Here is a 21,336-nt window from a genome sequence, read left to right as displayed (position 1 = left end):
GAAATCACTCAGGCCGCCGCAGCAGCCGATGGGCTCAGATGCAGGCGACGAGCAGTGCGGACACCCACAGGCAGGCCGCGTGCAGGGACTGATCCGCCAGGTACATGCCGCAGATCGGGGCCTGACGGTCGGCGAAGTCCGCGCTTCCGGTGTGGATGAGCAGCCACCGCACCGGCCAACGCCGGTCGAGGATGGCGTGGGAGACGGCGGAGAAGCCGACACCGGCAGTGAGCCCGACAACGGTGACGGGCAGGTCGAGCGCGACGATGGCGATGGTCAGCATGACCACCACCACGAGGTGATAGGCCACGATGTGGCCCAGCAGGTGACGCCAGCCGTCCCAGCCGGGAGCGGCCTTGTGGGCGGCCTGCTTGTCGGACTGACCGAAGACGTGATCGGCCACCTGGTGGCCGGCGTAGAAGGTCGCCGCGACGACGGCGAACACGATGGCGGAAACGAGCATGACAACCACTCCCAACGACAATGGGCAGACGGGTTGGATGGCAGGCGGGGTCGGCAGGTGTAGGAGCCAGTACCGACCCCGCGCCATATCGAGAGGGCAACCGCAGTTGCCGAGGGCCGGGAGAGTAGGAGCCAGAAACGCTCCCGGAACCTTGGGCGGATCAGATCAGCGGACCGTCAGGCCGCTTCGTGTGAAGACACCAGAGGCTCACACAGCACGGTGAGCGAAGAACCTCACTTGGCCGCCGATGCACCAGCCTTCGGCTTCAGCGAGATGGCACGGAACGCGACGCCGTTACGCCCGTTGGTCGCCCACGGAATGGCCTCCAACTGCTCGACAGCGACGAGCTGTCCCACCGTCACGCTCGGCTTCTCTCCCGCCGTGGTGATGGTGATGATCTCGCCACCGGTCTCGTCGAGCACGAAGACCTGGGTGGACCACATGAGCCGGCCAGTGTTCTTCTCCGACCGCTGGTTGCCGTTCTGGTCGTTCTTCGGCTCCGGGTCCCTCGTCACCTGAACCTGCTTGCTCTGGGTGTCCACGTACAGCTTCACAACAAACCTCCTGTGTCTCGGGCCAGGTAGTGAGCTTGTCCCCGGTGGACTTTCTGCTCTTGGCCTCTGCGGTAAAGACTCCCGGAAAGCGGGGGACAGCCCATCCGATGGACTGGACGACTATGGGACGTCTCGGCTACCTTGTAGTCGTCCTAAAGTCGTCCCTTGAGGAGTGTCCGATGCCGAACGACCGGCTACGCGATGCCATCCTGCGCAACGGCCTGACTCCCGTCGCCGTAGCCGAGAGGATCGGGGTCGACGCGAAGACCGTGGAACGCTGGATCACCCAGAATCGGACGCCGTATCCGCGTCATCGGCACGCCATCGCGGCGATGGTGCGCGAAGACGTCCCGTATCTCTGGCCGGAGGCAGTGACACCGGAACGGGCGTCGAAGATCGGGCAGAGCGAAATGGTCCAGCTCTACTCCCGGCGGTCCTCGGTGCCGAACGAACTGTGGCGTCGACTGATCGAACGGGCCGAGCAGCGCATCGACGTACTGGCCTACGCCGGCCTATTCCTCGTGGAGCAGGACCCGATGCTTGTCGACGTCCTGCGTCAAAAGGGCCTTGACGGCGTAACGGTGAACATCCTGCTCGGTGATCCGACCAGCACCGCGATCGAGCGAAGGAGCGTCGAGGAGGGTGCCCCCGGCGTGATGGCCGCAAAGATCCGCCAGGTTCAGGGGTACTACAAGCGGCTTGAGGATGCGCCCGGGGTGAACGTGCTCTACCACGACACGACCCTCTACAACTCGATCTACCGCTTCGATGACGAAATGCTGGTCAACATGCACGTCCTCGGCTTCCCGGCACCACACGCGCCCGTCATGCACCTACGCAAGCTCAACGGAGGCGACCTGTTCCGCACCTACTCCGACAGCTTCGATCGAGTCGTGTTGGCCTCGAAGCGCCGACCCGGCGACGAGATGGCAGCCTAGGGACATGGCGAGAACCGAGCACTACCACGACCCGAACGCGCCGAAGGCCAACAGCATCGTCGTCGCCGTTTCCGTCTTCGTCCGGGACGAGCAGGCCCGGGTGCTGCTGATCCGGCGCACCGACAACGGTCTGTGGTCCCTGCCCGGTGGCGGCCAGGAGATCGGCGAATCGGTCGCCGAGACGGCAGTCCGGGAAACCCGCGAGGAAACCGGCATCAGCGTCGAGGTGACCGGGATGGTCGGCGTCTACTCCGACCCCGGTCACGTCATCGCGTACTCAGACGGCGAGGTACGGCAACAGTTCTCGCTCTGCTTCCGCGCCGTACCGGTCAGCGGCACCCCGACCCCGAGCGACGAGTCACACGAAGCCCGGTGGGTTGCCCCTGACGAGCTGGCCGCGCTCGACATCCACCCGTCGACCCTGCTCCGCATCACCCACGGCTACGAGGACCGCCCCGAGCCCTACATCGGCTGACGGACACCGCCGGCAAGCCGCTCCTGAGTCCGCCGCACAGCGGCCACCATCTCCGGTTCCGCCCGACCGATGAACCGGGTCACCAGGTGGTCTGGCCCATACCGCGACCTGATCTCCGCCAGCCGCTCCAACACCTCGAAGTCCTGGCCGTCCGGCCCGGTCGTCATGTCCGAGAAGCAGAGCCCGTCGGTGACCGCGGTTTCCTCCCGAGGGAACTCGGCGGCCAGGACCTCACCGAGCCCACGTTCCTCCGCTTCCAACCACGCGCAGGAGTGATGAGCCACCAGGGCGGCAATCCGCTCGTTGAACCGCTCACGCCGCAACCAGCGCCCACCGTCGAGGGAGTGGAAGCCGGTGTCGACCAGGTCCGGGCTGTAGCCCACATCGTGCAGCCACGCCGACGCTACGAGCACCGCGCGATCTTCGACCGGGACCGCCGCGCTGATCCGGTCCGCCTTGGCGGCCACCGCCTGGACGTGACTCCACCGACGAGGCAACGGCGTCTCCAACAGGTGTCGCGCAACTTCCCGAGCGGTATCGACGATGTCGGCCATCCCGCCAGGGTACGGAGCGACCCGGTCCACGCACCATCCCGTGTCCAGTCACCGGCGACCGAGGCGGCCGGCTGCCGGCGATGTGGTTCAAAGTTTCTGTACGTCTTCAAGGCGGCCCTGAACGGGCCGCACGCGCCGCCGCCTGGGCGCGCGTCCGTCGCTCCGCTGGCGCTCCGACTCCGGCCACGCAACACGCCCGGCGGCTGGCGCGGAGGGCGGGTAGCCCGATGGGCCGCCGGATGACGACAGGCCGTTTCCCCGGTGGGGTGGTGGGGCCGGCAGCCGGCCGGGCCGCGCGGCGAGCACCGCGCGGCGTAGGGGCAGCGGACGCCGGGACCGTCGGCGGCTGCCGGGTCGGTGTCGGGGTTGCGGTTACTGCGCCTCCGGCGGGGGCGCTCCGGCTCCAGGATGGCCGGGGCTCCGTCGGCGCGTCGCGGTTCGTGGGTGGTGGCGGTGGGAAGCCATCCCGCCCACCGTCGACCCGGGCGAGCCGAGCAGACCACCGCCCGACCCGCCAGCGTCCGACCGTGCGTCAAGGTCCGCTTGACGTGGCGGGCCGGGCGGCGGCCCGCTCCACAGGAGTGCGGGTCGACGGCGGACGGGATGGCAGTGGTTGTGGTTGTGCCGTGACACTGTGTGTGTCGGTGTGGTACTGATCGGGGTCGCTGATAGAGGGCTTGGAGGGTGAGGATTGATGGATCCGGATGTGACTGCGTTGGCTGGTGTGGTGGTGCCGTACGTGGCGGCGGCTGCGGGAGTGTATGGGGCGGGTGTGGTGGCGCGGGTGCAGGAGGTGGCGGCGGACGCGACGGTGGGTTTGGGTGGGCGGTTGTTGCGTCGGTTGTTGGGGCGGGAGGAGTCCGCGCCGATGGTGGAGGCGGCGGTGCTGGATGTGGCCGAGGATCCGGCCGATGGGGATAGGTTGGCGGCGTTGCGGCTGCAGATTCGTAAGGCGGTGGTTGCCGATGCGCAGTTGGCTGCCGAGTTGTCGCAGTTGTTGGCGTCGGCGGGAGTGACGGTCACGGCATCGGGTGAGCGGTCCGTTGCCGCGCAGACGATCAGTGGGGTGGTGATCACCGGGGATGGCGGCCAGGTGACTCGGTGACCGATCGCGATGCTGCCGGCCCTGGTGGGGTGAGCGCTGAGGGTGACCGGTCGGTCGCGGCGGGTGAGATCAGCGGGTTTGCTATCACCGGGGATGACGCGAAAGTTGATGCGCGGAGGATCGAGCTGCATCGGCAATCGACGGCACCCGATTTGGGGAAGCGGTTGCATAATCTGCCCAAGCCTCCGACCCGGTTGTTTGTGGGTCGTCAGGAGGAGTTCGCTGAGCTGGAGGAGGTGATGTCGGCCGGTAGTGGGGTGATCTGTCAGGCGGTGCATGGCCTGGGTGGGGTGGGTAAGACGGAGTTGGCGTTGCAGTATGCCCACCGGGGGCGTGAGCGGTATCTGGTGCGGTGGTGGGTGACTGCTGATAGCCCGGCGGCGATCGAGAGCGGTTTGGCGGCGTTGACGGCCCGGCTGAACCCGGAGCTGGTGTTGGCGGCGACCACGGCGGAGGCTGCGGGGTGGGCGGTCGGTTGGTTGCAGAATCAGTCGGGTTGGTTGCTGGTGTTGGACAATGTGGAGCAGCGTTCGGATGTCGAGCCGTTGTTGGCGCAGTTGGACACGGGACATCTTCTGATCACGACGCGGCGTGACGTGAACTGGGAGTCGCTGGTTGACGGGTGTCTACGTCTGGACATGCTGGATCGTGAGTCGGCGGTGCGGCTGTTGTTGGAGAGTGGCCAGCAGCAGGATTCGTTGGCGGCGGCGGTGTTGGCTGACGAGTTGGGGTATCTGCCGTTGGCGTTGCAGCAGGCGGCCGGCTATCTGAGGCAGACCCGCCTGCCGGTGTCGGTCTATCTGGATCGGCTGCGGGTGCAGCCTGCTGAGGTGTTGAACACGATCGCGGAGGGGGACCAGGCGGAGCGGGCGGTGGCGCAGGTGTGGCTGCTGACCCTTGACCGGTTGCGCGAGGTCCGGCCGGCAGCGATCGACCTGCTGCGGATTCTGTCGTGCTATGCGCCGGACGACGTGCCGCGTTCTATCCTGGCCGGATTTGCCGAACAGCCCGGTGCTGTCGATCAGGTGCTGTCGGCGTTGGCGTCGTACAACCTGGTCACGCTCACGCAGACGACAGTCAGCACTCACCGGCTTCTTCAGACGGTGGTTCGCGGTCAGGCGCAGATGCGGGCCGAGGGTGACTACCGCGACGAGCGCAGCGACCTACCCGAGTCGTTGTGGCAGCAAGTCCTTGACCGTGCGTTGGCTCTGCTCGACCAAGCCCGTCCACGAGGCAATCCATCAGAGGACGTAGATATCTGGCCGCAGTGGAGAGCATTCGCCTCACACGTCGAAGCGTTTGCTCAACACATGCCCGAGGACACCGTAGATCTGACCTTCGCTTTCCTGCTAGGCCAGGTTGGGTTCTATCACTACACGCAGGCCAGGTACGGCCAGGCCCTCCAAGCTGAGAAGCGGGCGTTGGAGATCAGCGAGGCGGCGTTGCCGGCGGGACACCCCACCATCGCGATCCGGTTGGACAACCTGGCGGGCACGTTGGGGGGTCTGGGTCGGGCGGAGGAGGCGTTGCCGTTGCGGCGGCGGGCGTTGGAGATCAGCGAGGCGGCGTTGCCGGCGGGACACCCCACCATCGCGACCCGGTTGGACAACCTGGCGGGCACGTTGGGGGATCTGGGTCGGGCGGAGGAGGCGTTGCCGTTGCGGCGGCGGGCGTTGGAGATCAGCGAGGCGGCGTTGCCGGCGGGACACCCCACCATCGCGATCCGGTTGGACAACCTGGCGGGCACGTTGGGGGATCTGGGTCGGGCGGAGGAGGCGTTGCCGTTGCGGCGGCGGGCGTTGGAGATCAGCGAGGCGGCGTTGCCGGCGGGACATCCCGATATCGCGCTCCAGTTGAACAACCTGGCGTACACGTTGGGGGATCTGGGGCGGGCGGAGGAGGTGTTGCCGTTGCAGCGGCGGGCGTTGGAGATCAGCGAGGCGGCGTTGCCGGCGGGACACCCCACCATCGCGATCCGGTTGGACAACCTGGCGGGCACGTTGGGGGGTCTGGGTCGGGCGGAGGAGGCGTTGTCGTTGCAGCGGCGGGCGTTGGAGATCAGCGAGGCGGCGTTGCCGGCGGGACATCCCGATATCGCGCTCCAGTTGAACAACCTGGCGTACACGTTGGGGGATCTGGGGCGGGCGGAGGAGGTGTTGCCGTTGCAGCGGCGGGCGTTGGAGATCAGCGAGGCGGCGTTGCCGGCGGGACACCCCACCATCGCGATCCGGTTGGACAACCTGGCGGGCACGTTGGGGGGTCTGGGTCGGGCGGAGGAGGCGTTGTCGTTGCAGCGGCGGGCGTTGGAGATCAGCGAGGCGGCGTTGCCGGCGGGACATCCCGATATCGCGATCCGGTTGGACAACCTGGCGGGCACGTTGGGGGGTCTGGGTCGGGCGGAGGAGGCGTTGTCGTTGCGGCGGCGGGCGTTGGAGATCAGCGAGGCGGCGTTGCCGGCGGGACATCCCGATATCGCGATCCGGTTGGACAACCTGGCGTACACGTTGGGGGGTCTGGGTCGGGCGGAGGAGGCGTTGTCGTTGCGGCGGCGGGCGTTGGAGATCAAGGCAGAAATTCAGCGTAGACGGTCTGGTTCGAACGATGCCTAAGGTTCAAGGAGTCAGGCCGTCGCCAGGCCGTGGAACGTTGACCATTGATACCCAGCGGTGGCGATCGATGCCAAGTGTTTGCGCAGCTCAGGCAGGGAATGGGCACCCTTTGCCCGGTTCGCCTGACACCAGGCACCAGTTCAACGCCAAGTGACGCCGTTACCCATCCTGAGCTGCGCGGACACCGTTCCGGCACCCCGCTGGGCCGTGGCCGGGCAGTCGGGGGTCGTGGGGCCGTGCCCGACGGCGGTGTCGATCGCCCGGCGGGTGCGGTCCTCGCCGGGCGGCCGGAGGTGGGTGTAGACCCGCAGGGTGAGCGGGGGCCGGACGGTGACAGCGCCCTGATGTTCCCGCCCGCGTCGCCCTTCACGCCGTGGAGGTCACGGGTTCGACCCTGGGGAGGCGCGGGTGGCGGTACGCCTGCTGAAGGCGAGGATGGTTGTCGCGATGATGGCAGGCACAAAGGACGCCACCAGTCCGATTTTGCCGACTTCAACCCATGTCGGATACATTCGGCCAAATGCTGCCGGAAGTGCTTCGTCAATCTCTGTCGCTTCGTCAGCCAGCCACAGCCGCCATCCGGACCCGCAGCAGCAAAGCGCGCTGAGTAGGCCCGTCGTGAGGGCGGCTACTCTCGCGGTCTGTCGACCCGTCCTGACCCATAAGGCGACGCCTAACAATGCCGGCGCGAAGAAGAGTGCATACCACAGGGTGAGCCGGGCTTCGAAGTGGAAGTAGGACGCCTTGAGGGCGATTGAACTGCTGTCTGTCGGCGTGCCGGAGTGCTCCGCGGCGTCGTTAACGGCAGCGTTGATGTCCCCTCGCGTGTATAGGGCGGAAACGGCCGCAAATGTCAGCAACGATGCCTGGAGAGCGAACAACGCGCTGGCGATGTTGACTCCCGGCGGGAGGTGTCGAGGCGGTCGCCCGCCGGTTAATCCCGTGTTGGTGGGAACCACGAGGTGATGTTAGGTGGCGATCGACGCCAAACACCTGCCGGGGTGGCGGGCGGCGATCGACCTGAACCGCAGTAGTGGTAGCCGCGACAGTCGGGGGGCTGTGCGCGATTCAAGGGAACCTTCCAGTCGACCTCTGTGCGGCGATGAGTGACCGTAAGCCCTGATGATTCGTGCATGCTCGACGGCCGCCGAATGCTGCGTTCTCCGGTCGAGGATCGGTGTGGCGGTGCCGCCGCCATCCCCGCTGAATGACCGAGGCTAGCGGGGGAGCGGCGTCGCGACGTACACACCTTTGCCCTGCCTGCCGTCGATCAAGCCTTCGGCTTTGAGGATGAGCATCGCGGCCCGGATGACGGTGTTACTGACCTCGTACCGCTCGCACAGGGCAGCGAACGACGGCAGCTTGTCGCCCGGCTTCAGTTGGCCGGACAGGAACGAGCGCCCGAAGGTACGCCTCCAGCGCCTGGTCTGAGGCGGCACCCGGGGGAGGTGGCACGGTCGCCCGCCGGTCAGGTCGTCTCGTCGTACGACCGGCGGGCGGCCTCGATGGCGGGCAGGTGCCGCCCGGCCCAGTCGAGGAGCACGTCGACCGGGTGCCGGAGCGTCTTGCCCAGCGGGGTGATGCGGTACTCGACGGCGACCGGCCGCGAGGCCAGGACGTGCCGCGCGACGATGCCGTTGCGTTCGAGCCGGCGCAGGGTGGCGCTCAGTGACTTCTGGGAGACGGCGGGGATGGCGTGGCGCAGCTCGTTGAACCGGCAGGGCCGTTCGCAGAGCTGGTTGAGCACCTCCAACGACCACTTGTCGAGCACCTGGTCCAGCAGTTCGCGGTGGGGCGGGGCGATCCGGAGGGCTTCCGACGGCAGGGGTGTGGTTTCCGGCATGACACCTAGTCTCGTTGAAGTGTCCTCGGAGCACCAGGTATCCATGAGATACCAACGAGGGAGGAACTCAGATGGGTGTTCAGCTTTTCTCCGCGCCGGGCATGATGCAGCCCGTTCCCTACCACCACGTCGCGGTCGCGTCGGGGTCGCGCCACGTCCACGTGGCCGGTCAGATCAGCCGGGACGGGGCCGGCCGCCCGGTCGCCACCGGCGACCTGCGGGGTCAGGTGGCCCAGGCGCTGCGCAACACGGGGAACGGGCTGGCCGGTGCCGGCGCGGGCTTCGCCGACGTCGTCCGCCTGACGTTCTACGTGACGAACTGGTCGCCCGAGCGGATCGGCGACTTCATGGCCGGGGTGCAGGACGTCGCGGAGGAACTCGGCCTGCCGCAGCCGTTGCCGCCGTCGTCGCTCATCGGCGTCGATTATCTCTTCGAGCCCGACGTCCTCGTCGAGGTCGAGGCGACGGCGATCCTGGACTGACTGTCCCGGCTCGGTGAGACCCATGTCGGCGATCCAGTGGTTTCCGAGCGCTCCGATACCGCTGGATCGCCGACATAGCGCCCATCATGCGCGCGGGCTCAGCGGCCCTGGGTGAGGAGGCCCTCCAGGGCGAGGGTGGCCGCGCCGAGGCTGACCGGGTTGCCGGCGACGGGGGAGCGGACGATCCCGGTGGCGGCGAGCGGGCGGCGCAGCGCGTGCTGGGCGACCACGGCGCGGACCTCGTCGCGCAGCCGGTCGCCGAGCCGGTCGGCGACCCAACTGCTGAGCACCACGACCTCCGGGTTGAGCAGGTTGACCAGGTCGGCGACGGCGACGCCGAGGTAGCGGGCGGTCTCGGCGACCACCTTCGCGGCGGTGGGGTCGTCGGCGGCCAGTCCGGCGGCGAGGGCGTCGAGGGTGGCGGTCTGGTCCTCGGGGTGCAGCAGTGGGCTGGTCGGGGCCAGGTCGCGCAGGGTCTGCATGATGCCGGGCGCGCCGACGTACGCCTCGACGCAGCCCCGGCTGCCGCAGCGGCAGAGCCGGCCGTCGAGGACCAGGGTGGTGTGCCCCCACTCGCCGGCGCTGTTGCTGCTGCCCCGGTAGAGGGTGCCGCCGAAGGCGAGGCCAGCGCCGACGCCGGTGCCCAGGTTGATCACGGCGACGTCGTCGCGGCCCCGGGCGGCCCCGGCCCACAGTTCGGCGAGCACCGCCGCGCGCAGCGGGTTGTCCAGGTGCAGCGGCAGCGGCAGGTGGTCGGCGAGCAGGTCCCGTAGCGGTACGTCGTGCCAGTTCCAGTTGGGCGCGAACACCGACACGCCACCCTCCCGGTCGACCTGGCCGGGGACGCTGACCCCGACGCCGAGCACCCGGGCCCCGGTGCCGGCCAGGACGGTGTCGATGCCGCTGACGATGTGCCGGACCACCTGGTGGGGGCGGCGTTCCAGGGGGCGTAGCGCCTCCTCGGCACCGGTCAGCCGGGTCAGCGTGGTGTCGAAGAGGTCGACGTGCACGTACGTCTCGGCGACGTCGACGCCGACGAGCAGGCCGCCGTGCGGGTCGGTGGTGACCAGGCCGCGGGGCCGGCCGCCGCCGGAGTCCTCCCGGCCGGCCTCGGTGAGCAGCCCGAGGTCGGTGAGTTCGGCGACCAGGGTGGCGACGGTGCCGAGGCTGAGCCCGGTGTCGACGGCGAGGCGCTGCCGGCTGGTGGTGCCGGCGGCGACGACCTGTTGGACGACGGTGAGCCGGTTGGCGGAACGGATGTCGCGGGAGGTCCGGGCCATGGCGCTTATCGCAACACTTACGAAAACCGTTGGCAATAGTGCAGGATGACAACCATCTATTTATAGAGAGAGGTGTGTCGATGGGACGTCTCCGCTACGGCGCTCTGGCGGCGGTGCTCTGCGTGCTCGGTGGCCTGCTGGTCGCCGGGCCGGCGCGGGCCAACGCCGCCGGGCCGGTCCCGCACTACCTGATGACCGCGTTCACCAACAGCAGCGAATCCAACATGTACGTCTACGACTCGGCCGACGCCACCCGGTTCACCCTCCAACGGGCCAACGCCTACACCCCGCCGTCCGGGCTGGTCCGCGACCCGAGCGTCATCCGGCACACCGACGGCTACTACTACCTCGTCTACACCACCGGCTGGACCGGCAACACCATCGGCATCGCCCGCAGCAGCGACTACCTGACCTGGACGTTCCAGCGCAACGTCACCATCGGCGTCGCGCCGGCCAACGGCAGCACCTGGGCCCCCGAGTGGTTCGTCGACAGCGACGGCAGCGTGCACATCGTCGTGTCCGTCTCGCAGACCGGCACCGCCGGGCAGTTCCAGCCCTACCGGATCACCGCGACGAACGCCGCACTGTCGGCGTGGAGCGCACCGGCGGCGCTCAACGGCATCGGCACCAACCACATCGACAGCTTCATCGTCAAGGTCGGCAACACCTACCACAACTTCATGAAGAACGAGACCACCAAGTACATCGAGCACGCCACCGCCCCCGCGCTGACCGGCCCGTGGAGCTGGGTCGGCACCGGCAACTGGGCCGGCTGGGGTTCCGGCCTCGAAGGCCCCGCCCTGGTCCGGCTGCCCGACAACCGGTGGCGCATCTACTTCGACCAGTACGGCGCCGGCCGCTACTACTCCGCCGACAGCAGCGACCTGTACGGCTTCACCGGCAAGACCGAACTGGCCGGGCTGTCCGGCACGGTGCGGCACTTCACCGTGCTGCGGGAGAGCGTCGGGGACAACTCCGCCCCGCCCACCGGCAGCCGCTCGCTGCGCTCGGCGAACTTCCCCGACCGCTACGTCCGTCACCGTGACAACGTCGCCCGCATCGACGTTCTGGGCAGTGGCAGCGCGCTGGCTGACCGGCAGGACGCCACCTTCCAGATCGTCGCCGGGCTCGCCAACGCCTCCTGCTACTCGTTCCGCGCGGTCAACGGCTCCTACCTGCGGCACTGGGACTTCACGATGCGGCTCGCCGGCAACGACGGTAGCGCCGTCTTCGCCGGGGACGCCACCTTCTGCAGCCGTACCGGGCTGGCCGGGGGTGGCAGCTACTCGTTCGAGTCGTGGAACCATCCCGGCCGCTACCTGCGCCACTACGACTACGTGCTGCGGGTCGACCCGTACGCCGCCGGCAGCACCTTCGCCGGGGACGCCTCGTACACCCTCACCGCGCCGCTGGCCTGAGCGGGCCGACGTGTCGGCCGGTGGGTGGGAGTCACGCCCACCGGCCGTCAGCGGGTGGCCGGTAGGCCGAACGTCGGGAACAGGGTGGTGTCGAGGAACGAGACGAGTTCGGCGATCCGGCCGTCGCGCACCGTCAGCACCGTGATCGACCACGGCAGGTAGGGGCCGGTGTCGCCCGTGCGCAGGTAGTTGGCCACCGCCGGCTGGCCGTTGGCGGCGACCGGCACGTGCCGCCAGCTGCCGCAGCTGCCCAACGGCATCGCCCGGGCGAAGTCCAGCACCGCGTCGCGGCCGGCGTACCAGTGCGGCAGCGGCGGCATCGACCAGGTGACGTCCTCGGTGAGCAGGGCGACCAGGGCGTCGGCGTCGCCGTTCTCCAGCGCGGTGGCGTAGCCGGCGGCCACCTCCCGCAGCCGGGCGTCACCGAGGGTCCGCAGCGCCTGCTGCTGGCTGCGGGCGGGCACCCGCTCGGCGACGACCCGACGGGCCCGCGCCAGCGCCGAGTTGACCGACCCGGCGGAGGTTCCCGTCATGGCGGCGATCTCGGCGGCGGTGAAGCCGAGCACGTCGAACAGCAGCAGCGCGGCCCGCTGGTTGCCGGGCAGGTGCTGCAGCGCGGCGACGAACGCCAGCTCGACGGCCTCCCGCTGCTCGTAGCGGACGTCCGGGGCGGCCGGGCCGGCGGCCAGGGCGGCGTCGGGGTACGGGCCGAGCCACCGTACGTGGTCGGCGGCGACGTCGCCCGGCACGGCGTGTTCGCTGGCCGGCCCCAGGTCGACCGGCAACGCCCGCCGCCCCCGCCCGGTCGCCAGGTCCAGGCAGGTGCGGGTGGCGACGGTGTAGAGCCAGGTCCGCAGGGAGCTGCGCCCCTCGAACCGGGGTAGCGCCCGCCAGGCCCGCAGCAGGGCCTCCTGCAACGCGTCGTCGGCGTCGTGCGGGGAACCCAGCATCCGGTAGCAGTGTGCGTGCAGTTCCGGTCGCAGCGGCGCGACCAGCGCGGTGAACGCGGCGTCGTCCCCGCCCCGGGCCCGGGTCAGCGTCGCGGCGTGGTCGTCGGCCGTGATCTCGGCGAGAATCCTGCTCACGACCGACGATTCTGCCCCACGCCGGGAGTCTGCACCGTGTACGAGCCGCACGTCACGACCCGGAGGACCCGATCATGAGTAGTTCCACCACCGTCCCGGTGACCACCGCCACCCTGGCCGTCCCCGACGGCACCCTGCACTTCGAGGTACGCGGCCAGGGGCCCCTGGTGGCGCTGGTCGCCGCCCCGATGGACGCCCGGGCGTTCGCCCCGCTGGCCGACCTGCTCGCCACCGACCACACCGTGCTCACCACCGACCCGCGTGGTATCCGTCGCAGCCGACTGCACGACCCCGAGCAGGACTCCACGCCCGAACTGCGCGCCGACGACCTGGCCCGGCTGCTGGCCCACCTCGACGCCGGCCCGGCGACGGTGCTCGGCTCCAGCGGCGGCGCGGTCACCGTGCTGGCGCTCGCCCAGGCGCACCCGCAGGCGGCGCACACCGTGATCGCCCACGAGCCGCCGCTGCTGCTGCTGCTCGACGACCGCGACGACCTGCTCGCCCGGGAGGACGACATGATCGCCACCTACCGGCGGGGGGACCGGCTGGGGGCCTGGCGCAAGTTCCTCGCCACCGCCAACATCGTCATGCCCGAGGAGATGATCCAGGGCATGTTCGGCCAGGAACCCGACCCGCAGGACGCCGCCGACGAGCGCTACCAGTACCTGCACACGCTGCGCGGCACGACCCGTTACCAGCCGGACGTCGCCGCCCTGCGCGACGGCCCGACCCGGGTGCTGGTCGGCCTCGGTGAGGAGTCGGCCGGGGAGCTGTGCGACCGCAGCTCCCGTGCGCTGGCCGCCGCGCTGGGCGTGCCGCCCACCATGTTCCCCGGCGGGCACATCGGCTTCACCGACGACCCGGCCGGCTTCGCCGTCCGGCTGCGGGAGGTCATCGCCGGGTGACGGTGGGGTGACGGCGGGCGGCCGGGGTGGCCCGCCTACGGGGGCGGGGCTTGAAATCCTATCGATTCGATAGGAAACTGGTCCGGTGCTGCTCGTCCGGCTGTTCACCTCCCGCCGGGTCGTCGACCTGATGCGGGTCGCCGCCCAGCGGTGTCCCGGGCCGTCCCCCGCCGCCTGACCGGCTGCGGTCGCCGCACCACAGCGCTGGCCGCCACCGCCGCCGGCAGGGGACGGTTCCTCAGGCCCGCGCGGCGTCCGCCGTGCCGCCGTGACCCTTCGACCCCCGTGCGGGAGGCCCTGCGATGACCGAGTCCGACCATCGTCCACCGCCGGTCGAGGCCGACGCCGACACCCTGCGTACGCTGCTGCGCCACCAGGCCAGCACCGTCGTGGTGGTCACCGCCCCCGGTGCCCCGGCGGTCGGCTTCACCGCCACCTCGTTCACCTCGGTGTCGCTGGCCCCGCCGATCGTCTCGTTCTGCCTGAACCTCGGGGCGTCGAGCTGGCCCACGGTGGCCCGCAGCCGGCACGTGGCGGTGCACCTGCTCGCCCACCACCAGCAGGACCTGGCGCGTACGTTCGCGACCAGCGGCATCGACCGGTTCGCCGCGCCGACCCGGTGGCAGGCCGGGCCGGAGGGGGTGCCGATCCTCGACGACACCCTGGCCTGGCTGCTCTGCCGGGTGGTCGAGCGGGTGGCGGTCGGCGACCACGCGATCGTGCTCGCCGAGCCGGAACTGGTGCGGCACGCCGACATGGGGTCGCCGTTGCTCTACCACCGGGGCCGCTACGCCGGCCTGCCCGGTGGCCTGGACGGCGTCCCCCGTCGGCCCGCCGCCTGACGGGCGCGATCCCGGCATCCCGATCCGACGAAACCGACTGCCTGGACCGGTCACCGTCTGCCGGTGGCACCCCGACGACCCGGACGCGGTGACCCTGCGGGCCGCGATGACCGGGGAACCGCCGACGCCACCGCGCTGAGCAGAAACGGGGCGACCCACGCCAACGACCGCCCTGTCCGTGCCCGACCTTTCCCCGGTGCCCGCCGGTGGGACCGTCGCCGACGCGCTACGGCACACCGTCGACCTGGCCCGCCGGGTCGAGCGGGGGTTCCACCGGCGGGCGTCGGGTTCGTCCACCACTGCGGCTTTCCCCGAGGTCGGGATATATTGACGCAAGTCACTCACTGCTCTGGAGGTGCCCGACGTGAGAGTCCGTTCGATGGTGGCGGCAGCGGTCATGGCGGGGTTGGCGGCCACCGGCGTCGGCACCGCCACGCTCGCCGGGGCCGCGCCGGCCGACCCGGCACCGGCCGCCACGACCCTGGCCGTCGGCGACTTCGACTTCACCCGCCCCCAGGTGGTCGCCACCGGTCTGACCGTGCCCTGGGGGATGGACTTCCTGCCCGACGGCAGCGCCCTGACCGCGCTGCGCAACTCCGGCCAGGTGGTGCGGGTCCGTCCCGGGCAGGCGCCGGAGCAGGTGGCGCAGATCTCCGGCGTGAGCGCCAGCGGCGAGGGCGGCCTGCTCGGCCTCGCGGTCTCCCCGGGATACGCCCAGGACGGCTACGTATACGTCTACCTCACCACCACCACCGACAACCGCATCGTCCGGTTCCGGCTCAGCGCCCCGCAGAACCAGGAGCCGATCCTCACCGGGCTGGCCCGCTCCACCATCCACAACGGCGGCCGGATCGCCTTCGGCCCGGACGGGATGCTCTACGCCGGGGTCGGTGACGCGGGACAGACCGCCAACGCGCAGAACCCGCAGAGCCGCAACGGCAAGATCCTCCGGATGCGGCCGGACGGGTCCGCACCGTCGGACAACCCGACGGCCGGCTCCCTGGTCTACAGCCTCGGACACCGCAACGTGCAGGGCCTGACCTGGGACGCCCAGGGTCGGCTCTACGCCGCCGAGTTCGGGCAGAACACCTGGGACGAGGTCAACCTCATCGTGCCCGGCGGCAACTACGGCTGGCCCACGGTCGAGGGCCGGGCCAACGATCCCCGGTTCCGCGACCCGCTGCTGGTCTGGACGACCGCCGAGGCGTCCCCGAGCGGCGCGGCGGTCGCCGGCAACCGGCTCTTCGTCGCCGCCCTGCGCGGCACCCGGCTGTGGACCGTGCCGCTCACCGGCACCGGCGGGGTCGGCACCCCGACCGCCGAGCTGACCGGGGCCTACGGCCGCCTGCGCACCGTCGAGTACGGGCCGGACGGCTGGCTCTGGGTCACCACCAGCAACCGGGACGGGCGTGGCACCCCGGCGTCGACCGACGACCGCATCCTGCGCTTCCCGCCGAAGGACACCACCCCGCCACCCACCACCCAGCCCCCGACGACGCCTCCGCCCACCACGCCCCCGCCGACGACGCCGCCCCCGCCGACGACGCCGCCCCCGCCGACGACGCCGCCCCCGCCGACGACGCCGCCCCCGCCGACGACGCCGCCTCCGCCCACGACGCCGGGCACCCCGCCGCCCGTCTCCTGCCGGGTCATCTGGCAGCCCAACCAGTGGAACGGCGGGTTCACCGCCGAGGTGTCGATCACCAATCTGGGATTCCCGGTCACCAGTTGGACGTTGACCTGGTCCTTCGCCGCCGACCAGCGGATCACCAACGCCTGGAACGCGCAGGTCACCCAGTCCGGTTCCGCGGTCACCGCCCGTAACGCCGCCTGGAACGGCAGCGTGCCGCAGAGCGGCACGGTCAGCTTCGGCGTCCAGGGCACCTTCGGTGCGAGCAACCCGCGTCCGGCCGCTTTCCAGTTCAACGGAGGCGTCTGCCTGGTCCAGTGATCCGCGCCGCGGCCGGTCCGGGGCACCCCGGACCGGCCGCCGTCCGCCGCGTCACCCGGACCCGTCCGGGTGACCTGGTCGCGTCGTCGCCGTACGCGCCGGCGTCGGTCGAACCGGGGCAATGTGCCGGATTCGCCGACGCCGGCCGTCGTTCCGGTGGAGCCTGCGAGAGACGCGATCGCGCACGGTACGGCGGAACGGGGTGGTCTTGAACCGAAGGTTCGTCGGGCTGCTGCTGGTGACCAGCCTGGTGCCGATGATCGAGGCCACCGTGCTGGTCGCCCTCGGGTTCCGGGCCGCCCAGGGCATCCCCCCGCAGCTGACCGCCCTGTGGCCGTACGACACGTACCACGACCTGCGGTGGCTCTACGTCTACCACCGGTCGTGGTGGGAGTTCGCGCTCTGGCTGACCTACGTGCTGGTAGCCCGGGGCCTGTTCACCACCGGCCTGGTGCTGCTGGCCTGGCCGGTCGGGATGCCCCGCCCGTCACTGGGTTGGCTGCTGCGTCGCAACGTCGTGCTCGGCGTGCTGGTCGGCGGGTTCGTCGCACCCTGGGCGGCGATCTCGGTGGCGGCGTCGGTGGTCGCCCTGTCCTGGGTGCTGCTGGCGTCGCTGCTGCCGATGTTCCTGCTCGCGCCGTTCCTGCAACGGGTGGCCGTGGTGGAGCACTGGTGGCGGGGGCTGCCGTCGATCTCGCTGGTCGGCTGGTCGCTGCTGAACTTCGTGGTGCTCACCGTGGCCGGCGCGCTGTGCTGGGCGGCACCCGGCTGGTGGACGGTGCCCGTGGCCGGGGTGGCGGGGGCGCTCAACGGGGTGCTGTGGAACCGGACCGTGCGGGCGGCGCTGCTGCCCTCGCGGCTGCGCTGGGCACGGGTGCCGGTGACCCCGCTGGCGGCGCTGCTGGCCGTCGCCGTGCCGCTGGTCATCCCGCCGGTGACCGAGCTGGTCCCGGGCAACGAGCAGTGGATCAGGGCGGCGGTGCTGGAACGACCGCTGCCCGCCGCGGTCACCCACGCGGTGATCGTGCTCACCGGCTACGGCTCGGACTACGGCGGTGAGCAGCCGTCCGATCCCCGGGTGCAGCGGTTCTCCTACCGGGGGCTCGACCCCGACGGGAAGCCGCTCGCGTACCGGTCGGTGGACACCACCCGGTCGATGGCGGACAGCGTGGCGCTGCTCACCCGGCAGGTGGAGCTGCTGCACCGGCGCACCGGACGGCGGGTGGCCCTGATCGGGGAGAGCGAGGGGGCGATGGTGGCCCGCACCTATCTGGCCCGTCGGCACGACCCGACGGTCGACATCCTCGTCATGTTCAGCCCGTTGATCTACGCCGGCCGGGCCTACTACCCTCCCCCGCACCACGACGAGGGGTGGGGGGTGGTCACCGGCTGGCAACTGCGGGCCATCTTCGGGCTCGCCGACGTCGGCGGCGGCCCCGACGAGCCGTTCATCCGGTCGTTGCTCGACGACGCGCCGTTCTACCGCAACCAGCTGATGTGTCCCGTACCCGGGGTGCGGATGGTCGCCTTCCTGCCCACCGCGACGGCCACCGAGGCGCCACCGGGGGAGTACAGCCGGATTCCGGTCTACCAGATCCCCGGCGTGCACGGTGGCCTGCTGGACCGCAGGCTGCTCCAGGACCGGTTGATCGACTTCCTGCTCGGCGAGCCGATCGCCCACACCCGGGCCGAGTACCCGCTGATGCAGAGCTTCGCCGCCGCCTGGCAGGCGCCGCCGTTGCTGATCGCGGCGAACCCTGCCTGGGCGGGCAACCGGCAACCCGACCCGGCGTTCACCGGGAAGGTCTGCCTGCCGGCCCGCTGAGCGCCAGGCCGCCGTCACCCCGCGAGCAGTTGGACGACGACCAGCACGGCGACCAGGTCCGGGCCGCGCAGCACCTGGCGGACCAGGTCGACGGGCACCATCGCGAACGGGGTGTTGACCATCGCCCCGCCGTACCGCATGGCTGGGCGGGTGCCGGCCCAGAAGGCGGCCGTCACCACCCCGAGCAGCAGCACCGCGTCGAGCGGGACGGGCACCGGCCGCAGCGCCGGCAGGGTGGCCAGGTACCACACGGTGGCGCCGACGCCCGGCACGACGAGGTGCGTCAGCCGCAGCAGCGTGTCGTTGCCGCCGAGGGACCGCCGCAGGCCCGCCGACCGGCTCACCGCGCGCAGCCCGCCGGTGAGCCGACCGGTCGACAGGTACGCCAGGACCAGGTGCGCGGGACCCGCGATCGACGGCAACGCCACCGCGACGGCGTACATGGCCAGCAGTGCCCCGGCCCAGCCGACGAGGGCGCCCCGACGGCGCGACAGCCGGCGTACCTCCGCCTGCAGCAGCACCGCGAACCGGCCGCCGGCCCGCAGGGGCCGGCCGCGCACCAGGCCGACCGCGCGCCACCGGCGGCTCTCCACCAGCGCGGCGAGCAGCGACGGGTCCAGCAGCACGGCGGCGGTGGTGGCGGCGTTGGCGAACTGCGCCCCGGTGGTCAGCGCCGCCCGGTCGACCCGGGGCAGCCGCCGGTACGCGTTGACGGTCGCCCCCAGCGCGACCGGCAGCAGCATCTGGCCGACGACGGGGGTGAGCGGCACCGGTGGCAGCGGGAGGGACCATCCGGCGGCGTGCCCGAGCACCACCAGCACCGCGATCGTCGCCCCGGCGGCGGACAGGCCGACACCGAGCCGTCCCGCCCAGCGGGGTGTGGGGGCCGTGCCCTGGGCGATGACGGCCCATGCGGTCGCGGCGGCCCCGCAGGTGAGGCCGGCCAGTGCCGCCCAGGCCAGGTCGGCGGGGCGGTCGCGGCCACCGGCGTACGCGGCGGCCACCGCCAGCAGTCCGACACCGACGGTGCCGCCGCCGACCAGGCCGCCGAACCGGGGGAGCAGCCACGCCCGGCGGTCCACCGGGGAGCTGACCAGCCAGGCCTGGGTCGCCGGGGTGACCAGCAGCGGCCCGGTCAGCCGCAGGCCCCACCAGACGAGCCCGGCCGCCGCCGTCACGGCGGCCACGGCGATCCAGTACCTGTCGCCGGGGTCGGTCCGGGCGACCTGCGGGGCGGCCAGGTGGTCGCGGATCGCGGCGACCGCGAACCAGCCGTACAGGGCGACGAACAGGACCACGACGTAGGCGTCGGTGAGCACCTCGCCCAGCGAAACGGGATGGTGCCGGCGGCGGGCCTGGCGCAGCCGGGCCCGCAACTGCCGGGGCGTGGGCGCGACCACCGGGGGCGGGAAGGTCCTGGTCGACGTCACCTCAACCGCCGATCTCGATCCGCCGGTCGGCGACCGCGTCGATGAGTTCGGTGTCGTGCGACGCCATCAGCACCGCCGTGCCGGCCGCCTTCTCCCGCAGCAGCCGCTGCGCCAGCCAGGCCCGGCCCCGCACGTCGAGGCGCTGCTCCGGCTCGTCGAGGACGAGCAGCCGGCGCGGACGCACGAAGCAGGAGGCGAGGGCGAGGCGGCGGCGCTGCCCGCTGGACAGCGTCGCCGGAAGCTGGTCGCGGGCCGGTTCGAGACCCAGCTCGGCGAGCACCTCCGCGACGGGTTCGGCGGTGCCGCCATGGGCGTAGGCGAGCAGTTCGAGGTGCTCGACGACGGACAGGTCGGGGAAGAAGTCGATGTCGTCGAGGGCGGCGGCGACCGCCGCCCGGACCCGGGGGTCGGTCTCGTCGCAGCGCCAGCCGTCGAGCCGGACCTCGCCCTCGTCCGCGCGGTCCGCCCCGACGACGCAGCGCAGCAGGGTGGTCTTGCCGGAGCCGTTGGGCCCGACGACGACGGCTATCTGACCCGCGTCGAGTTGGAAGCGCACGTCGTCGAGGACGACCAGCGCGCCGAACCGGCGGGTCAGCCCGCGTACGGCAAGGGTGCTCACAAGCGCCCACTGTCGCACGCGGGCCGGCACCCCCGCCGACCCGACCCCGCCGCAGCGGTCAGCCCTTCACGGCGCCGATCAGCACGCCCTTGATGAAGTGCCGCTGGATGAACGGGTAGACCGCGACGATCGGGGCGACGGTGAGCACCACCACCGCCATCTTGATCGCCTCGGTCGGCGGCATCGACACCCCGGTGGTGCCGCCGGAGGTGTGCGGGGCCTGCCCGGCCAGCAGGTAGCTCTGCAACACCCGCTGGATCGGGTACATGTCGTTGCGGTCGATGAACAGCAGCGCGTCGAACCAGACGTTCCAGTAGCTCACCGCGTAGAACAGTCCCACCACGGCGATGACCGCCCGGGACAACGGCAGCACGATCCGCAGCAGGGTACGGAAGTGGCTGGCCCCGTCGACCCGCGCGCTGTCCAGCAGCTCCTGCGGGATGCCCTGGAAGAAGCCCCGCACCACGACCAGGTTGAACACGCTGATCGCCGGCGGCAGGATCAGCGCCCAGATGGTGTCCTTGAGGCCCAGCCCGGTCACCACCAGGTACTTCGGCACCAGCGGCGGGTAGACCAGGAACGGGATCAGGAAGTAGACCAGCAGCCAGCGGTAGCCGAACGAACGCGGCTGGGACAGCCCGTACGCGGCCAGCACGGTCACGGTCAACGCCAGCGCGCTGCCGATGACGGTGACCAGCGTGCTGATCCACAGGGCCCGGGTGACCGCCCCACCGGCGAAGATCGTCTCGTAGGCCGCGGTGTCGATGCCCCGGGGGACGACCACGAGGCCGCCGGCCTCGGCGAGGGTCTCCCGGGAGGACAGGCTGGTCACCAGGATCACCCAGAGCGGGAAGAGCACGCTGAGCACGAGCAGGGCCAGGAAGGTGGCCTTGAGCCCCTGGCCGATCCGGGTCGGTGGCTCCTCCCACACCGGCCGGCGGTCGCGCCCCACCCGGGC

At 71.1% G+C, this 21,336-nt stretch carries 22 protein-coding genes and 1 pseudogene; 12 read left to right on the top strand and 11 right to left on the bottom strand.

The features are described from left to right. Positions 1-34: 34 nt before the first annotated feature. A complete protein-coding gene (locus tag ACN260_RS15670) occupies positions 35-445 on the bottom strand; it encodes a DUF3307 domain-containing protein (RefSeq protein ID WP_422751822.1) in 411 nt (136 codons plus the stop codon). A gap of 251 nt (positions 446-696) precedes the next feature. After that, positions 697-1,017 carry a hypothetical protein gene (locus ACN260_RS15665; protein ID WP_204958695.1) on the bottom strand — a complete coding sequence of 107 codons (321 nt, stop codon included), beginning with the start codon at positions 1,015-1,017 and terminating at the stop codon, positions 697-699. Positions 1,018-1,196: 179 nt separating this feature from the next. On the opposite strand from ACN260_RS15665, the gene ACN260_RS15660 reads away from it, so the two are divergent. Beyond that, positions 1,197-1,955 (top strand): XRE family transcriptional regulator, encoded by a 759-nt coding sequence (locus tag ACN260_RS15660; protein WP_422751821.1) that lies wholly within the window; start codon positions 1,197-1,199, stop codon positions 1,953-1,955. 4 nt (positions 1,956-1,959) lie between these two features. Then, the gene (locus ACN260_RS15655) at positions 1,960-2,430 is read left to right on the top strand and encodes an NUDIX hydrolase (protein WP_422751820.1); all 471 of its coding nucleotides are present in this window, start codon (positions 1,960-1,962) and stop codon (positions 2,428-2,430) included. On the opposite strand, the gene ACN260_RS15650 is transcribed toward ACN260_RS15655, so the two are convergent. Continuing rightward, entirely contained in the window at positions 2,418-2,984 is a 567-nt protein-coding gene (locus ACN260_RS15650; RefSeq protein ID WP_422751819.1) for an HD domain-containing protein, read from the bottom strand. The two genes, ACN260_RS15655 and ACN260_RS15650, sit on opposite strands and share 13 nt — an antisense overlap. Positions 2,985-3,678: 694 nt before the next feature. Between ACN260_RS15650 and ACN260_RS15645 the strand changes: the two genes are divergently transcribed. Together ACN260_RS15645 and fxsT are read left to right on the top strand one after the other, a co-directional pair. Beyond that, complete coding sequence (locus ACN260_RS15645) at positions 3,679-4,089, top strand: hypothetical protein (protein WP_422751818.1); 411 nt, start codon at positions 3,679-3,681, stop codon at positions 4,087-4,089. A gap of 200 nt (positions 4,090-4,289) precedes the next feature. Next, on the top strand, positions 4,290-6,698 hold the full coding sequence (gene fxsT, locus ACN260_RS15640; protein WP_422751817.1) for an FxSxx-COOH system tetratricopeptide repeat protein: 2,409 nt from the start codon (positions 4,290-4,292) through the stop codon (positions 6,696-6,698). 380 nt (positions 6,699-7,078) lie between these two features. Here fxsT and ACN260_RS15635 read toward each other — a convergent pair whose 3' ends face one another. From ACN260_RS15635 to ACN260_RS15625, 3 genes are all read right to left on the bottom strand, one after another. Continuing rightward, a complete protein-coding gene (locus ACN260_RS15635) occupies positions 7,079-7,657 on the bottom strand; it encodes a hypothetical protein (protein ID WP_422751816.1) in 579 nt (192 codons plus the stop codon). Between the two features lie 258 nt (positions 7,658-7,915). Then, positions 7,916-8,137, bottom strand: a complete 222-nt coding sequence (locus tag ACN260_RS15630) for a winged helix-turn-helix domain-containing protein (protein ID WP_422751815.1) — start codon at positions 8,135-8,137, stop codon at positions 7,916-7,918. 29 nt (positions 8,138-8,166) lie between these two features. Next, positions 8,167-8,541: a winged helix-turn-helix transcriptional regulator gene (locus tag ACN260_RS15625; RefSeq protein WP_422751814.1), complete on the bottom strand. Its 375-nt coding sequence runs from the start codon at positions 8,539-8,541 to the stop codon at positions 8,167-8,169. A 71-nt stretch (positions 8,542-8,612) separates the two neighbouring features. On the opposite strand from ACN260_RS15625, the gene ACN260_RS15620 reads away from it, so the two are divergent. Further along, positions 8,613-9,023, top strand: a complete 411-nt coding sequence (locus ACN260_RS15620; RefSeq protein ID WP_422751813.1) for a RidA family protein — start codon at positions 8,613-8,615, stop codon at positions 9,021-9,023. A 98-nt stretch (positions 9,024-9,121) separates the two neighbouring features. Here the strand turns inward: ACN260_RS15620 and ACN260_RS15615 are convergent, their stop codons facing one another. Continuing rightward, positions 9,122-10,303, bottom strand: coding sequence for an ROK family protein (locus tag ACN260_RS15615; protein WP_422751812.1), 1,182 nt, complete (start codon positions 10,301-10,303; stop codon positions 9,122-9,124). Positions 10,304-10,383: 80 nt separating this feature from the next. Between ACN260_RS15615 and ACN260_RS15610 the strand changes: the two genes are divergently transcribed. After that, positions 10,384-11,721 carry a glycoside hydrolase family 43 protein gene (locus tag ACN260_RS15610; protein ID WP_422751811.1) on the top strand — a complete coding sequence of 446 codons (1,338 nt, stop codon included), beginning with the start codon at positions 10,384-10,386 and terminating at the stop codon, positions 11,719-11,721. Between the two features lie 47 nt (positions 11,722-11,768). Here ACN260_RS15610 and ACN260_RS15605 read toward each other — a convergent pair whose 3' ends face one another. Continuing rightward, on the bottom strand, positions 11,769-12,806 hold the full coding sequence (locus tag ACN260_RS15605) for a sigma-70 family RNA polymerase sigma factor (protein WP_422751810.1): 1,038 nt from the start codon (positions 12,804-12,806) through the stop codon (positions 11,769-11,771). 74 nt (positions 12,807-12,880) lie between these two features. On the opposite strand from ACN260_RS15605, the gene ACN260_RS15600 reads away from it, so the two are divergent. The 6 genes and pseudogenes from ACN260_RS15600 to ACN260_RS15575 all read left to right on the top strand — a co-directional run bounded on the left by ACN260_RS15600 (position 12,881) and on the right by ACN260_RS15575 (position 18,329). Next, entirely contained in the window at positions 12,881-13,711 is an 831-nt protein-coding gene (locus ACN260_RS15600) for an alpha/beta fold hydrolase (protein WP_422751809.1), read from the top strand. A 302-nt stretch (positions 13,712-14,013) separates the two neighbouring features. Further along, positions 14,014-14,553: a flavin reductase family protein gene (locus ACN260_RS15595; protein WP_422751808.1), complete on the top strand. Its 540-nt coding sequence runs from the start codon at positions 14,014-14,016 to the stop codon at positions 14,551-14,553. 196 nt (positions 14,554-14,749) lie between these two features. Further along, complete coding sequence (locus ACN260_RS15590) at positions 14,750-14,884, top strand: hypothetical protein (RefSeq protein ID WP_422751807.1); 135 nt, start codon at positions 14,750-14,752, stop codon at positions 14,882-14,884. Between the two features lie 66 nt (positions 14,885-14,950). Beyond that, positions 14,951-16,000, top strand: a pseudogene (locus tag ACN260_RS15585) (PQQ-dependent sugar dehydrogenase); the annotation flags it as partial. Next, complete coding sequence (locus ACN260_RS15580; protein WP_422756729.1) at positions 15,992-16,504, top strand: cellulose binding domain-containing protein; 513 nt, start codon at positions 15,992-15,994, stop codon at positions 16,502-16,504. The pseudogene ACN260_RS15585 and the gene ACN260_RS15580, both read left to right, overlap by 9 nt. A gap of 121 nt (positions 16,505-16,625) precedes the next feature. Beyond that, on the top strand, positions 16,626-18,329 hold the full coding sequence (locus ACN260_RS15575) for a hypothetical protein (protein WP_422751806.1): 1,704 nt from the start codon (positions 16,626-16,628) through the stop codon (positions 18,327-18,329). Between the two features lie 14 nt (positions 18,330-18,343). On the opposite strand, the gene ACN260_RS15570 is transcribed toward ACN260_RS15575, so the two are convergent. The 3 genes from ACN260_RS15570 to ACN260_RS15560 are packed head-to-tail and all read right to left on the bottom strand — an operon-like array spanning position 18,344 to position 21,330. Continuing rightward, positions 18,344-19,759, bottom strand: a complete 1,416-nt coding sequence (locus ACN260_RS15570; RefSeq protein WP_422751805.1) for a DUF6297 family protein — start codon at positions 19,757-19,759, stop codon at positions 18,344-18,346. 1 nt (position 19,760) lies between these two features. Continuing rightward, the gene (locus ACN260_RS15565) at positions 19,761-20,378 is read right to left on the bottom strand and encodes an ABC transporter ATP-binding protein (protein WP_422751804.1); all 618 of its coding nucleotides are present in this window, start codon (positions 20,376-20,378) and stop codon (positions 19,761-19,763) included. Positions 20,379-20,436: 58 nt separating this feature from the next. After that, positions 20,437-21,330 carry a carbohydrate ABC transporter permease gene (locus tag ACN260_RS15560; RefSeq protein ID WP_422751803.1) on the bottom strand — a complete coding sequence of 298 codons (894 nt, stop codon included), beginning with the start codon at positions 21,328-21,330 and terminating at the stop codon, positions 20,437-20,439. Positions 21,331-21,336 lie beyond the last annotated feature (6 nt).

This window comes from Micromonospora sp. WMMD708 (assembly GCF_049315245.1).
GTDB classification, from domain to species: Bacteria; Actinomycetota; Actinomycetes; order Mycobacteriales; family Micromonosporaceae; genus Micromonospora; species Micromonospora wenchangensis.
Note: the sequence above shows the minus strand (reverse complement) of the source record. Positions and strands in the feature narration are given on the sequence as shown.

Bases quoted from the DNA above. Each gene is read 5' to 3' on its own strand.
- ACN260_RS15595 (WP_422751808.1), top strand. From the start codon at position 14,014: ATGACCGAGTCCGACCATCGTCCACCGCCGGTCGAGGCCGACGCCGAC.
- ACN260_RS15610 (WP_422751811.1), top strand. From the start codon at position 10,384: ATGGGACGTCTCCGCTACGGCGCTCTGGCGGCGGTGCTCTGCGTGCTC.
- ACN260_RS15645 (WP_422751818.1), top strand. From the start codon at position 3,679: ATGGATCCGGATGTGACTGCGTTGGCTGGTGTGGTGGTGCCGTACGTG.
- ACN260_RS15620 (WP_422751813.1), top strand. From the start codon at position 8,613: ATGGGTGTTCAGCTTTTCTCCGCGCCGGGCATGATGCAGCCCGTTCCC.
- ACN260_RS15575 (WP_422751806.1), top strand. From the start codon at position 16,626: ATGTGCCGGATTCGCCGACGCCGGCCGTCGTTCCGGTGGAGCCTGCGA.
- ACN260_RS15615 (WP_422751812.1), bottom strand. From the start codon at position 10,303: ATGGCCCGGACCTCCCGCGACATCCGTTCCGCCAACCGGCTCACCGTC.
- ACN260_RS15625 (WP_422751814.1), bottom strand. From the start codon at position 8,541: ATGCCGGAAACCACACCCCTGCCGTCGGAAGCCCTCCGGATCGCCCCG.
- ACN260_RS15650 (WP_422751819.1), bottom strand. From the start codon at position 2,984: ATGGCCGACATCGTCGATACCGCTCGGGAAGTTGCGCGACACCTGTTG.
- ACN260_RS15660 (WP_422751821.1), top strand. From the start codon at position 1,197: ATGCCGAACGACCGGCTACGCGATGCCATCCTGCGCAACGGCCTGACT.
- ACN260_RS15600 (WP_422751809.1), top strand. From the start codon at position 12,881: ATGAGTAGTTCCACCACCGTCCCGGTGACCACCGCCACCCTGGCCGTC.
- ACN260_RS15655 (WP_422751820.1), top strand. From the start codon at position 1,960: ATGGCGAGAACCGAGCACTACCACGACCCGAACGCGCCGAAGGCCAAC.